Origin of the sequence: Microbacterium sp. NPDC088619 (assembly GCF_044752825.1) — a bacterium.
GTDB lineage: Bacteria > Actinomycetota > Actinomycetes > Actinomycetales > Microbacteriaceae > Microbacterium.
This window is the reverse complement of the sequence record NZ_JBIVLZ010000001.1, coordinates 2,969,677-2,982,765: the sequence shown is the minus strand read 5'-3', so window position 1 is coordinate 2,982,765 and position 13,089 is coordinate 2,969,677. Positions and strand designations below refer to the sequence as shown.

Genomic DNA, 13,089 nt, shown 5'->3' with positions numbered 1-13,089 from the left:
GTCGCGGGTGCGTCACGCGGACCCGTCCCGGATGTCGGTGATGATGCCCGAGAAGTCCCGCGCCGCGCCCTCGCCCGCGGCGAAGTCGGCATAGAGCTGCTGGGCGAGGCGCCCCATCTTCGCGTCGGTGGACGTCTGCTCGATCGCCTGCAGCGCGAGGCCGAGGTCCTTGGCCATCAGAGCCCCGGCGAATCCCGGCTGGTAGTCGCGGTTCGCGGGGCTCGTCGGCACCGGCCCCGGCACCGGGCAGTTCGTCGTGATCGACCAGCACTGACCGGACGCCTGCGAGACGACGTCGAAGAGCGCCTGATGCTCGAGTCCGAGCCGCTCCCCCAGCACGAACGCCTCGGCGACCGCGATCTGCGACACGGCCAGCACCATGTTGTTGCAGACTTTCGCCGCTTGCCCGAGCCCCGGACCGCCGCAGTGCACGATGCGCTTTCCCATGACCTCCAGCAGCGGCAGCGCCGCAGCGAAGTCCTCGTCCGTCCCGCCGACCATGAAGGCGAGTGTGCCGTTCTCCGCGCCCACGACTCCGCCCGAGACGGGGGCGTCGACGTTGCGATGCCCGGCGGCGAGCGCCAGCGCGTGCGCAGCGCGCGCTTCGTCGACCGCGATCGTCGACGACTCGATGAACAGCGTGTCCGGGCGAGCGGCGGCGAGCAGCTCGGTGCGGTACGCGTCGATCACATGCCTGCCCGCGGGGAACATCGTGATCACGACATCGGCCTCGGCGACGGCATCCGCTCCGCTGGCTGCGATCGGGATGCCGGCGGCCTGCGCCGCCTCGATCGCCGCCGGCACGAGGTCGAAGCCGTGCACCTCGTGCCCGGCCGCGACCAGGTTCTTCGCCATCGGCAGACCCATGTGGCCGAGTCCGAGGAACGCGACGCGGGTCTTCAGCGGCTCGGTCATGACGCGCTCCGCATCGACGCCGAGCCTGCCGGTCGCAGCATCTCGCGGCCGACGATCAGTCTCATGATCTCGTTCGTGCCTTCGAGGATCTGATGCACCCGCAGATCGCGGACGACCCGCTCGATGCCGTAGTCCTGCAGGTACCCGTAGCCGCCGTGCAGCTGCAGCGCCCGGTTGGCGACGTCGAATCCGGCATCCGTCGCGAAGCGCTTGGCCATGGCGCAGCGCATCGTCGCATCCGGAGCGTGCTCGTCGACCGCCAGCGCGCCGTCCCTGACCATGAGGCGAGCGGCCTGCAGGTCGGTGCGCATGTCGGCGATCGCGAACAGGATCGACTGCTTCTCGGCCAGCGGCTCGCCGAACGCCACGCGCTCGTGCACGTACTGCACCGCGCGGTCGAGTGCCCACTGAGCGCCGCCGAGCGAGCAGGCGGCGATGTTGAGGCGGCCGCCGTTGAGCGCCGACATCGCGATCGCGAAGCCCCTGCCCTCGTCGCCCAGCATTCCGGATGCCGGGATGCGCACGCCATCGAGGATGACCTGGCGGGTCGGCTGCGCGTGCCAGCCCATCTTCTTCTCGGGGGCGCCGAAACTCAGCCCGTCGGCGTCGCCCGGCACGAGGAACGCGCTGATGCCGCGCGCTCCCGGCTCGCCCGTGCGCGCCATGACCACGTAGACCGCGGCCTCGCCCGCGCCCGAGATGAACTGCTTCACACCCGTGAGCAGGTAGTCGTCTCCGTCCCGCACCGCGCTCGTCGCGACGTTCGCGGCATCCGATCCGACGCCCGGCTCGGTCAGGCAGTATCCGCCGAACTCCTGCATCGCGGTGAGCTCGGGCAGCCAACGGCCGCGCTGCGCGTCATCGCCGTACGTGTCGATCATCCAGACCACCATGTTGTGGATCGAGATGTACGCGGCGACGGCGGGGTCGCCCTTGGCGAGCTCCTCGAAGATCGCGACGGTGTCGGAGCGGCTGAGCCCTGTGCCGCCGAAGTCCTCGCGCACGTAGATGCCGCCGAGCCCGAGTTCGCCGGCCTTGCCGAGCGATTCCCGCGGAAAGATGTGCTTCTCGTCACGCTCGGCAGCGAACGGTGCGAGCTCGGTGTCGGCGAACTCGCGCACCGCGTCGAGAATCGCCTCGCGCTCTTCGGCGGTGGTGGTGACAGTGGTCATGGTCATCATGGTTCCTTGTGGATGTCGCGGCGGATCAGTGCATGGTCGGGATGACGAAGCTCGCGCCGTCACGGATGCCCGCCGACGGCCAGCGGCTCGTGACCGTCTTGGTCTTCGTGTAGAAGCGGAAGGCGTCGGCGCCGTGCTGGTTGAGGTCCCCGAACCCGCTGCGCTTCCACCCGCCGAACGTGTAATACGCGATCGGCACGGGGATCGGCACATTGACGCCGACCATCCCCACCTCGACCCGAGCGGCGAAGTCGCGGGCGGCATCGCCGTCGCGCGTGAAGATCGCCACGCCGTTGCCGTATTCGTGCTCGGATGCCATGCGCAGCGCCTCTTCGTAGTCGGCGGCGCGTGCGATCACGAGCACCGGTCCGAAGATCTCCTCACGGTAGATCGCCATGTCGGTGGTGACGTGGTCGAACAGCGTCGGCCCGAGGTAGAAGCCCTGCTCGTGCCCCTCGACGGTGAACCCGCGGCCGTCGGCGAGCAGCGTCGCGCCCTCGTCGACTCCCTGCTGGATGTATCCCTCGACCCGCTCGACGGCAGCCCGCGTGACCAGCGGCCCGTAGTCGACGTCGGCCGCGAGCGAGGGACCGATCCGCAGCTGTGCCACGCGCTCGGTGAGCTTGGCGGCGAGAGCATCCGCCGTCTCCTGCCCCACCGGCACTGCGACCGAGATCGCCATGCAGCGCTCGCCCGCCGAGCCGTAGCCCGAGCCGATGAGCGCATCGACGGCCAGGTCGAGGTCGGCATCGGGCATGACGATCATGTGGTTCTTGGCCCCGCCGAAGCACTGCGCCCGCTTGCCGTGCGCGGCTGCCGTCGAGTAGATGTACTCGGCGATCGGGGTCGAGCCGACGAAGCCGACGGCGCGGATGCGGTCGTCGGTCAGCAGCGCATCGACGGCCTCCTTGTCTCCGTGCACGACGTTGAGGACGCCGGCCGGAAGCCCTGCCTCGAGGAACAGCTCGGCGATGCGCACCGGCACCGAGGGGTCGCGCTCGCTGGGCTTGAGCACCACGGCGTTGCCGGCGGCGAGCGCGGGGCCCGCCTTCCACAGCGGGATCATGGCGGGGAAGTTGAAGGGGGTGATCGCGGCGACCACTCCGAGCGGCTGACGCATCGAGTAGACGTCGATCCCGGCTCCGGCACCAGTCGAGTACTCGCCCTTGAGCAGGTGCGGAGCGCCGGCGGAGAACTCGATGACCTCGAGTCCGCGCTGGATGTCGCCCTTCGCATCGTCGACGGTCTTGCCGTGCTCGCTCGCGAGCAGTTCGGCGAGCTCGGTCATCTCGCGCTGCACCAGATCGAGGAACCGCAGCAGCACCCGCGCGCGCTTCTGCGGGTTCGTCGCCGCCCACTCGATCTGAGCCGCCTCGGCGTTCGCGACGACCGCCGCGACCTCGTCGGCGGAGGCGAGCGGCACGCGCGCCTGCACCGATCCGGTGCTCGGGTCGAAGACGTCGGCGAAGCGTCCGCCGTCGGGGATGAGGTGCTTTCCGCCTACGAAATGGGGAATGGTACGAGTCATTGTGCGATGTCCCTTCGCGCCGTCGTTGGCACTATGACGATGGTACTTCGCCCCCCGCACATTTACTAGGGCGTCCTTGTAGTTGTCTGATCGGGGCCACGGAGAAAAGTTCTTGCTCGTCGGCGAGATCGCGATGTAGAGTCTGAAACGTTTTAAACACCTGAAACGTTTAAAGTCACGTTTCGGCCCTTCGACAATGAGGTTGATCATGGCACTCGCTGCTGACCAGGATCTGGTTCTCCACGCTCGCAACATCTCGCGCCGGTACGGCGCGGTCACGGCTCTCGCCGACGCATCGCTCACCCTGCGCCGCGGCGAGGTCATGGGTCTGGTCGGCGACAACGGCGCCGGCAAGTCGACACTGCTGAAGGTGCTCTCGGGCGCGGTGGTGCCGGACGGCGGCACCATCGAGGTCGAGGGCAAGCCGGTCGACTTCCGCCGCCCGACCGACGCCCTGGCCGCCGGCATCGAGACGGTCTACCAGGACCTGGCGCTCGTCGACACGATGTCGGCCGTGCAGAACGTGTACCTCGGTCGCGAAGAGCTGTCGAGCAATCCGATCCTCAAGGCGCTGAACATCGTGAACGACCGCGGCATGCGTGCCCGGTCGCGCGAGGTGCTCGCCGAGCTCGGCGTCGGCATCCAGTCGGTCAACGTGTCGGTCAAGGGCATGTCGGGCGGACAGCGGCAGTGCCTCGCGATCGCCCGCGCGCTGCTCTGGGGCCGCAGCATCGTGATCCTCGACGAGCCGACCGCGGCGCTCGGCGTGCGCGAGTCGCAGCAGGTGCTCGATCTCATCGGTCGCCTGCGCGAGCACGGAGTCAGCGTGATCCTCGTCAGCCACAACATGCAGCAGCTGCACACCGTCGCCGACCGCGTCACCGTCATGCGCCTCGGCCGGTCGGTCGCCGTGCGCGACATCGCCGACGTCACCGCGCAGGACATCGTCGGCCTCATCACCGGGGCACTCCCCGCAGACGTCCCCACTCCGGAGGACACCGAGACGCTCGTCAGCTGACGACCAGGCGTCACCACCCGCAAGAACCCGCACCACCCGAACACACCCGCACCACACCCACTCAAGAGGAGCACTGCAATGACGCATCACTCATCCCGCACCGCCCTGCGCCTGCTCGGCGCAGGCGTGGCACTCGTCTCGGCCATCGCGATGGTCGGCTGCGCCGATCAGGCATCCGGCGGATCCGGCGGCGGAGACGACGACACCTTCACCCTCGGCTTCGCCGTCGGCGGTCAGGCCGACGCCGACTGGCAGGACTACCAGGGCGACGTCGCCCAGGCACTCGCCGAGCAGCGCGGCTGGAAGTACGTCGAGCTCAGCAACGACGGCGACGAGGCCACCGCGGTGAAGAACGCCGACCTCTTCGTGCAGCAGGGCGTCGACGCCGTGATGATGTTCAACGGACGCCCCGAGGCGAACCCGGTCATCGCGAAGAAGTACTCGGATGCCGAGATCCCGGTCATCACGTTCGACATCGCCCAGGAGGGCTGGTACTTCGTCGGCATCGACAACGCCGCAGCCGGCACCGAGGGCGGCACGGCTCTCGGTGAGCTCGCCAAGAGCGAGTGGGACTGCGACGTCGACCTCGTCATCTCGGCGCAGGGCACCGCAGCCGGACAGATCGACACCTGGCGCACCGGCAACGCCGCGACGGCGATCGGCGAGGTCTGCCCCGACATCCCCGAGGACGCCTACGTCGCGTACGAGGCCGACGGCAACCTCACCACCTCGCTGCAGAACGCGCCGGGCGTCTTCGCGGCACACCCGGATGCCGAGAACATCCTCGTCGTCGGACTCAACGACCAGGCGGTCGTCGGCGCCCTGCAGGCGGCGACGCAGCTGGGCCGAGACGCCAACATCATGGGCTGGGGCCAGGACGGCGGCCTGATCACGGGCGACAACGTCGACCCGAACCTCGCCGGCAGCGTCATGTACTTCCTCGAGGGGTACGCGGCCTACGCCTTCCAGATCCTGGACGAGATCGCAGCCGGCGATGCGCCCGAGGTCAAGGACACGGGCGACGACGCAGCGGTGAGCGTGCAGCCGTGCGCCGTGACCCAGGAGCAGGCCGCCGCGATCCCCGGCATCGAGGAACGCGTCGCCGAGATCTCCCAGGCCGACGAGGGCACGACCCTCTACGACCTCTACTGCAAGAACTAACCGTTCCTCCCGGATCGGTCTCGAGAAGAACGAGACTCACATGACGACTCCCACCCTCACGGCCGATCCGGCCGCCCCGCGTTCGGGTGCGCGCACAGCGCGCCCGGACGCGGGGAGCCGCACCGCCCTGCGCGATGCGCTCACCATCGCCGCGGTCTGGTTCCTGCTCGCCGCGGCCACCACCATCGTCCGCCCGGACTTCCTCTCGACGCAGTCGCTGCTCGCCGTCACCTTCACGATGGCGATCTCGGGCGTCCTCTCGGTCGCGCAGGGCATCGTCGTCATCGGCGGCGGCCTGCTCGACCTCAGCCTGCCCGTCGCCCTGGTCGTCAGCGCCTGGGCCACCGTCACCCTCCTGGGTGCGGGGGTGCCCGACCTGCTCGCGGTGCTCTGCGGCATCGCCGCCGGCGGCGCCTGGGGCCTGTTGAACGGCCTGATCGTCGTCTACGGCAAGCTCAACCCGATCATCGTCACGCTCGCCACCGGCTTCGGCGGCCTCGCGATCATGATGATCGGATTCAAGTCGGCGCAGATCCCCTCGGGGTCGGCCCTCCGCGCCTTCGGGCTCGGTCAGTTCCTGGGCCTGCCGAACATCTTCTGGCCCATGCTCGTGATCCTCGTGCTCGCAGGACTCGCGATCACCTGGACGCGCTGGGGCCGACGCCTCACCGCCGTGGGCGGCAACGCCCAGGCCGCTCGCGCCCGCGGCGTCTCGCTGCGCCGCGTGCGGCTGGCGACGTTCTCGGGAGCAGGCGCCGTCGCCGGAGTCGCCGGCGTGCTGTTCGCCTCGGTCACCCCGAGCTTCACCCCCAACGCCGGGGCCAGCTATCAGCTCATCGTGATCGCCGCGGTGATCCTCGCGGGCATCAGCCTCTCGGGCGGCAAGGGCAACTTCCTGGTGCTGCTGCTCAGCGTCGGATTCCTCTCGACCATCCCGGTGTCGATCGCCTTCTTCGGGCTCCCGCCGGCGTTCGCGCTGATCTTCCAGGGCGCACTCCTCATCATCGCCGTCGGCATCGACGGCTTCCGCATCAAGAGAGGTGCACGATGACCACGGCATTCGCCCCGGCATCCGACGTGCAGACACCCCAGCCCCTGCTCCCCCGGGTGCTCTCGTACCTCAAAGGTCCCGTCGGCAGCATCGCGCTGATGCTCGCCGCCGTCGTCATCATCGGCGCCGTCGCCGTCGGACCGGCGTTCTTCTCGGCCTCCAACGTGCGCATCGTCGGCGTGGCGGTCGCGATCCCGCTCATCGTCGGCGTGCTCGCCTCGTTCGCCCTGCTCGCCGGCGTCGTCGACCTGTCGATCGGCTCGATGGTGGGCTTCGGCGCCGTGGCCTTCAACCAGCTCGTCGCCTCGGGCATCGACCCGTGGATGGCCGCGGGCGTGACCGTCCTCCTCGGAGTCGTCGTCGGCTCGATCAACGCGTTCGTGATAGTGGGTCTCGGTGCCGAACCGCTCGCCGTCACGCTGGGCATGCTGACGCTGCTGCGTGGAGTGTGCCAGGCGATCGTCGTACAGGCTCCGCCCACGACCCTGATCGAGCCGCTCTACGACGTCACGCAGGGCACCACCTTCGGCATCCCGACCCTGCTGCTCATGGGCGTGGGGCTCACCCTGGTGGCTGCAGGCGTGGTCTCGAAGACGCGCATCGGCCGCAAGGTCCAGGCCGTCGGCGGCGACCCCCGGGCCGCGCAGCGCGCCGGGATCTCGGTCGTCCGGGTGCGCACGGTCGCACTCATCGTGAGCGCGGTCGGTGCGGCGATCGGCGGCATCTTCTACGTGGGGCAGCTCGGCTCTGCATCCAACATCCTCGGCACCGGCCTGGAGTTCCAGATCTACGCGGCGCTGATGATCGGCGGATACTCGATCACACGAGGGGGCGTGGGCAACCCGATCGGCGCACTGCTCGGCCTGCTCGTCGTCGCGGGCATCACGAACATCCTGAACGTGAGCTTCATCGACCCGGACTACCTCGACCTCATCGTCGCGGTGATCCTGCTCGCCGCGGTGCTCGTCGACCGCTTCCGCGGTGGGGACGCGTTCGAGTGAGCGCGCACCCGCAGACGGCTCTCGAGAGCCGGATCCTGGGCCGCACCGGTCTCGCGGTCTCGCCGATCTGCATCGGCACCGCGGCCTGGGGCGTCTCCTCCCCCGTGCACGGTCTGACGGTTCCGGAGGAGGATGCGGTGCAGCTGACCCTCGCCGCCTTCGACAGCCCCGTGACGTTCATCGACACCTCGAACAACTACGGCGACGGCGAGAGTGAGCGCCGCATCGGCCTGGCCGTGCGTCGAGCCGGCGGTGTGCCCGACGGCTTCGTGATCCAGACCAAGCTCGACCGCGATCCCGAGACCGACTCGTTCGACCCCGACCGCATGCGCCGCTCGCTCGACGAGAGCCTCGACCGGCTCGGCATCGACCGGGTGCCGATCCTGCACCTGCACGACCCCGAGCACATCGGTTTCGAGGCCGCGATGGCGCCCGGTGGGCCCATCGAGGTGCTGCAGGCTCTGCGCGACGAGGGATATGCCGACTTCATCGGCATCTCAGGAGGGCCCGCACGGATGCTGACGCAGTTCGTCGAGACCGGCGTCTTCGACGTGCTGATCACGCACAACCGCGCGACGCTCGTCGACCGCACGGCCGATGCCCTGCTCGACGCCGCGGCCGCCGCCGGGATCGGCGTGGTCAACGCGGCGATCTACGGCGGGGGCATCCTGGCGAGCTGGCCCCGCACCTCCGACCGCTACCACTACGCACCCGCCGCGCCCGAGATGCTCGCGGCGATCGATGCGATGGGGGCGGCCTGCGAACGCCACGGGATCCCTCTGATCACCGCCGCCCTGCAGAGCTCGCTGCGCGATCCGCGCATCCACTCGACGGTGTGCGGGCTGGTGACCCCGGCGCAGCTCGACCAGACTGTCGGCATGGCCGAGACCGTCGTTCCCGACGCCCTCTGGGAAGAGCTCGAGGCCCTGCGACCGTCGAAGGAGACCTGGATCGATGACTGACCGCCCGGCCCTCCTCATCACCGGGGTCGGCGCGCACGCCGATCCGTGGCACGGCCTCGCTGCGACCAGCACGGCACTCGCGAGAGTGCTGGCAGAGCGGATGCCGGTGCACCGCATCGACACCGACGAGGTCGCGGGCGGCGCCGCACTGACGGATGCCGCGCTGATCGTCGTCAACATCAGCGGCGATCTCGCGACCGATGCCACTGCGGCGAGCGCGGTGCTCGATCCGCTGCTCGAGGCAGTCGCCTCCGGCATCCCGCTGCTCGCCGTGCACTCGTCGTCTCTCGCGTTCCGCGACGACCCGCGCTGGGCCGAGCTGCTGGGCGGGCGGTGGGTGCCAGGGGTGACGATGCATCCGCAGATCGGATGGAGCCTGGTGCAGCCGACCGCGCCGCTCGCGCCGTTCCGTGTCTACGACGAGCGCTATTCGCATCTCGAGATCGACTCGCGGTCAGAGCTGCGCGCGATCCACACCGACGACGGGATCACCCACCCTCTGGCCTGGTCGAGAGAGGGAACGGCCGGGCGCGGCGGAGTCGCGTATTCGGCACTCGGCCACGGCGTCGAGGCGTACCGCTCGGCGGGCACCCGCGCGCTCGTGCATGCGCTGGTCGACGAGCTGCTCGGTGCCGAGCACGCGCCGACCGAGCCGCGCGACGACGCCACAGCCTCGCACGACCTCGAGGCCACAGCCCTCGACTACGAGCTCATCGCGCTGGCGCCCCTCGGCACCGCCGTCACCTCGACGAGCTTCGCCGATCGCTTCGACGACGGCGAGCTGCTGGCATCCGGCTATCTGCTTCTCGAGCGGCTGCCCACCGGCGGCGGCGCGCTGCACAGCCACGGCCGCGAGGTCGGCCGACTCGCCTCGGTCGACCTCGGGCTGCATGTCGATCTGCCGGGTGCCGAGGTCGACGGACGGATGCTGCGGGCAGCCGATGCCGGCATCGTGCTCGTCGCCGAAGCCGGTGACTGGCAGCGCACGGGCGACGGATCTGCGATCCTGCTCGGGGACGAGTGGCGCGTCGTCGTGGTGCACGGCCCGGCGTCCGCCAAGCTCGACAATCGCGTCCGGCTGCTCGACGACCTGAGGGCACTGCCCGAGACGCAGAAGGAGCAGCATGCCTGACATCGGCCTGCGAGACGTCGCCGAGCGTGCGGGCGTCTCGATCGGCACCGTCTCGAACGCGCTCAACAGACCCGAGCTCGTATCCGAGGCCTCCGCGGCCCGCGTGGCCGCGGCGGTCGACGAGCTCGGCTACGTGCCCAACATCGCCGCCCGCCAGCTCAAGGCGGGCCGCAGCGATGCCATCGGGTTCTCGGTGATCAACATCACCAACCCGTTCTTCGCCGACCTCGCCTTCGGCGCGGAAGAGCAGGCGCTGACCGCCGGCTACTCGGTGATCGTCGGCAACGGCTTCGACTCGGCCGAGCGCGAATCTCGCTACCTCGACCTGTTCGAGCGGCAGCGGGTCGACGGGGTGCTCATCGCGCCCGTCGAGTACCACGAGGAGTATCTCGAGCGCTTCCGCCGCCGGGGGGTGCCGGTCGTGCTCGTCGATCAGCGGCATCCGCGGGGAGAGTTCTCCTCGGTCTCGGTCGACAACCGCCTCGGCGGGCGCATCGCGGCGCAGGCGCTGCTCGACGGCGGATGCCGACACCTGGCCTTCATCGGCGGACCCCGGTCGCGCGAGCAGATGCGCGAGCGTCTCGCGGGGCTGCATGAGGTGGCGGATGCCGCGGGCGTGCGCACCACGCTCATCGAGACGACCACCCTGAACACCGGACTCGGCCGCGAGATCGGCGAGCAGATCGCCGATCTGCCGGAGGCCGACCGCCCCGACGGCGTCTTCGCCGGTAACGACCACCTCGCCCTCGGACTGCTGCAGGGGCTCGTCGGACGGGGCCTGCGGGTGCCCGAGGACATCTCGCTCGTCGGCTACGACGACATCGAGTTCGCCGGCGCGGCGGTCGTGCCCCTGACCTCGGTGCGCCAGCCCGCCCGCGAGATGGGAGCCCGCGCGGTCGAGCTGCTCATGCACCACCTCGCAGGCTCCGACGAACCGATCGAAGCCCGCTTCGTGCCCGAGCTCGTCATGCGCGCCTCGACCCGCACCCGCTGACCTTCCCCACCACCCGGTCATCGACCTCGACGTCATCGACCACCGACCCAGGAGACCCATGCACTACGGCGCCGACTACAACCCCGAGCAGTGGCCACGAGAGGTGTGGCCCGACGACGTCCGGCTCATGCGTGAAGCGGGTGTCACGCTCGTGAGTCTCGGCATCTTCTCGTGGTCGCGCATCCAGCCGGCCGAGGGCGAGTTCGACTGGGAGTGGCTCGACGAGATCATCGGGCTGCTGCACGAGGGCGGTATCCAGGTCGACCTCGCCACCGCCACCGCCTCCCCTCCGCCGTGGGCCACGACCGCCTACCCCGAGATGCTTCCTCAGGATGCCGACGGCTCGACGTTCTGGCCGGGCAGCCGACAGGCGTTCGCCCCCTCGTCGCCCGTCTACCGCCGCCTGGCTTCGGAGCTGGTCACTGCTCTCGCGGAGCGCTATGCGCAGCATCCGGCCGTTGTGCTGTGGCACGTCAACAACGAGTACGGCTGCCACCTGCACTACGACTACTCCGACGCGGCGCGTGATGCCTTCCGGCTGTGGCTGCAGCGCAAGTACCAGACGATCGACGCCCTCAATCATGCGTGGGGCACCGACTTCTGGTCGCAGAGGTACACCGCGTTCGAGCAGATCGTGCCGCCGCGCAAGGCGCCGTACAGCATCAACCCGACGAGCGTGCTCGACTTCAAGCGCTTCACCTCCGACACCCTGCTCGAGCTCTATGTGATGGAGCGCGACATCATCCGCGCCTCGGGGGCGACCCAGCCGATCACCACGAACTTCATGGGTGCGTTCCCCCCGGCCGACTACTGGAAGTGGGCTGCGGAGGTCGACGTGATCAGCGACGACAACTACCCCGACCCCAACGACCCGGAGTCGTTCCGTGGGGCGGCCTTCGCTCGCGAGCTGATGCGCGGCCTCAAGCCCGGTGTGCCGTGGATCCTCACCGAGCAGTCGACGAACGCCCTGAACTGGCGACCGACCAACGCCCCGAAGGCGCCGGGCCAGATGGCGGCGATCAGCGCCCAGGCGGTGGGTCGAGGCGCCGACGGCATCATGTTCTTCCAGTGGCGCCAGTCGCGCCGCGGCAGCGAGAAGTTCCACTCGGCGATGGTGCCGCAGGCAGGGCTCGAGACGCGCACGTGGCGAGAGGTCGTCGAGCTCGGCGGACAGCTCGCCCAGCTTCCCGACCTCCCGGATGTCAGCTCGGGAGCCCGGATCGCCCTCGTGTTCGACTGGGAGAACTGGTGGGCCATCGACGGGCGCGACCACCCGATCGTGCTCGACTACCTCACACTCGCGCACCGCTGGTTCGCGGCGCTGCACCGTCAGAACCTCGCCGTCGACATCGTGAACACCACCAGCGACCTGAGCGCCTACTCGCTCGTCGTCGCGCCGCAGCAGTATCTGCTCAGCGACGAGGGCGCGGCGAACCTGACGTCGTACGTGCACCAGGGCGGCCACCTGTTCGTCTCCGCGTTCAGCGACGTCGTCGATCAGGACGACGCGTTCCGTGACGGCGGGTTCATCGTCTCGCTGCGCGACGCGGTCGGGGTCGCGCTCGAGGACTTCGGGGCACTCGTTCCTCCTGAGTCCGTGCGCTCGGCCGACTCGGCCGGAGAGGTCGCGAGCCACGCGGTGCCAGACGGCCCCGGCCAGTCGGAGGCTCCGCTCGACGGCCCCGCCGGCCGCATCGTCGGCCAGTACTTCGCCGAGGAGCTGCTCGTGCAGGATGCCGAGGTGCTCGGTCGCTTCACCGAGGGGCGCACCGCAGGTCGGGCGGCCTTCACCCGCAAGGCCTTCGGCGCAGGGCACGGCTACTACCTCGCCACGATCCCCGACGATTCCGGCATGACCGCGGTGCTGCGCTGGCTCGCGGCCGAGGCCGGAGTGACGGCCGAGATCGACGGGCTGCCCGAACACGTCGAGATCGCGCGCCGCGGCAGCATCCTCACCGTGATCAACCACAGCGCGGAGCCGTTCGCGGTCGAGGTGCCGGGCATCGATCTGCTCACGGCGTCGGCCGAGGCCCGTCGCGCGCTCGGCGCCTACGGGTGGGCATTCATCGACACGAGCGCGTCGCCGGACGCGCCCGATTCGCAGGATTCGGATTCGGATTCGCACTATTCGCAGGACTCGTAGAAG

Annotated in this window: 11 protein-coding genes; 8 read left to right on the top strand and 3 right to left on the bottom strand. The window is 69.7% G+C overall.

Going from position 1 to position 13,089, the window contains the following annotated elements:
- Positions 1-12: 12 nt before the first annotated feature.
- Genes mmsB through ACIP5T_RS14355 form a run of 3 tightly spaced genes read right to left on the bottom strand, consistent with a single transcriptional unit; the run spans position 13 to position 3,624 of the window.
- Positions 13-915, bottom strand: coding sequence for a 3-hydroxyisobutyrate dehydrogenase (gene mmsB, locus ACIP5T_RS14365; protein ID WP_400864487.1), 903 nt, complete (start codon positions 913-915; stop codon positions 13-15).
- The gene (locus tag ACIP5T_RS14360) at positions 912-2,093 is read right to left on the bottom strand and encodes an acyl-CoA dehydrogenase family protein (protein WP_400864484.1); all 1,182 of its coding nucleotides are present in this window, start codon (positions 2,091-2,093) and stop codon (positions 912-914) included. Before ACIP5T_RS14360 ends, mmsB begins: the two co-directional genes overlap by 4 nt.
- 28 nt (positions 2,094-2,121) lie before the next feature.
- Complete coding sequence (locus ACIP5T_RS14355; RefSeq protein ID WP_400864481.1) at positions 2,122-3,624, bottom strand: CoA-acylating methylmalonate-semialdehyde dehydrogenase; 1,503 nt, start codon at positions 3,622-3,624, stop codon at positions 2,122-2,124.
- 208 nt (positions 3,625-3,832) lie between these two features.
- On the opposite strand from ACIP5T_RS14355, the gene ACIP5T_RS14350 reads away from it, so the two are divergent.
- From ACIP5T_RS14350 to ACIP5T_RS14315, 8 genes are all read left to right on the top strand, one after another.
- Complete coding sequence (locus ACIP5T_RS14350; protein ID WP_400864478.1) at positions 3,833-4,642, top strand: ATP-binding cassette domain-containing protein; 810 nt, start codon at positions 3,833-3,835, stop codon at positions 4,640-4,642.
- A 78-nt stretch (positions 4,643-4,720) separates the two neighbouring features.
- Positions 4,721-5,803, top strand: coding sequence for a sugar ABC transporter substrate-binding protein (locus ACIP5T_RS14345; RefSeq protein WP_400864475.1), 1,083 nt, complete (start codon positions 4,721-4,723; stop codon positions 5,801-5,803).
- 40 nt (positions 5,804-5,843) lie between these two features.
- A complete protein-coding gene (locus ACIP5T_RS14340) occupies positions 5,844-6,854 on the top strand; it encodes an ABC transporter permease (RefSeq protein WP_400864472.1) in 1,011 nt (336 codons plus the stop codon).
- Positions 6,851-7,855, top strand: coding sequence for an ABC transporter permease (locus tag ACIP5T_RS14335; RefSeq protein ID WP_400864469.1), 1,005 nt, complete (start codon positions 6,851-6,853; stop codon positions 7,853-7,855). Before ACIP5T_RS14340 ends, ACIP5T_RS14335 begins: the two co-directional genes overlap by 4 nt.
- Positions 7,852-8,817, top strand: coding sequence for an aldo/keto reductase (locus tag ACIP5T_RS14330; RefSeq protein WP_400864466.1), 966 nt, complete (start codon positions 7,852-7,854; stop codon positions 8,815-8,817). Before ACIP5T_RS14335 ends, ACIP5T_RS14330 begins: the two co-directional genes overlap by 4 nt.
- Positions 8,810-9,949, top strand: a complete 1,140-nt coding sequence (locus ACIP5T_RS14325) for a ThuA domain-containing protein (RefSeq protein WP_400864463.1) — start codon at positions 8,810-8,812, stop codon at positions 9,947-9,949. Before ACIP5T_RS14330 ends, ACIP5T_RS14325 begins: the two co-directional genes overlap by 8 nt.
- On the top strand, positions 9,942-10,943 hold the full coding sequence (locus tag ACIP5T_RS14320; RefSeq protein WP_400864461.1) for a LacI family DNA-binding transcriptional regulator: 1,002 nt from the start codon (positions 9,942-9,944) through the stop codon (positions 10,941-10,943). The genes ACIP5T_RS14325 and ACIP5T_RS14320 overlap by 8 nt, the downstream gene beginning before the upstream one ends.
- A gap of 58 nt (positions 10,944-11,001) precedes the next feature.
- Complete coding sequence (locus ACIP5T_RS14315; protein ID WP_400864458.1) at positions 11,002-13,086, top strand: beta-galactosidase; 2,085 nt, start codon at positions 11,002-11,004, stop codon at positions 13,084-13,086.
- Positions 13,087-13,089: the final 3 nt, after the last annotated feature.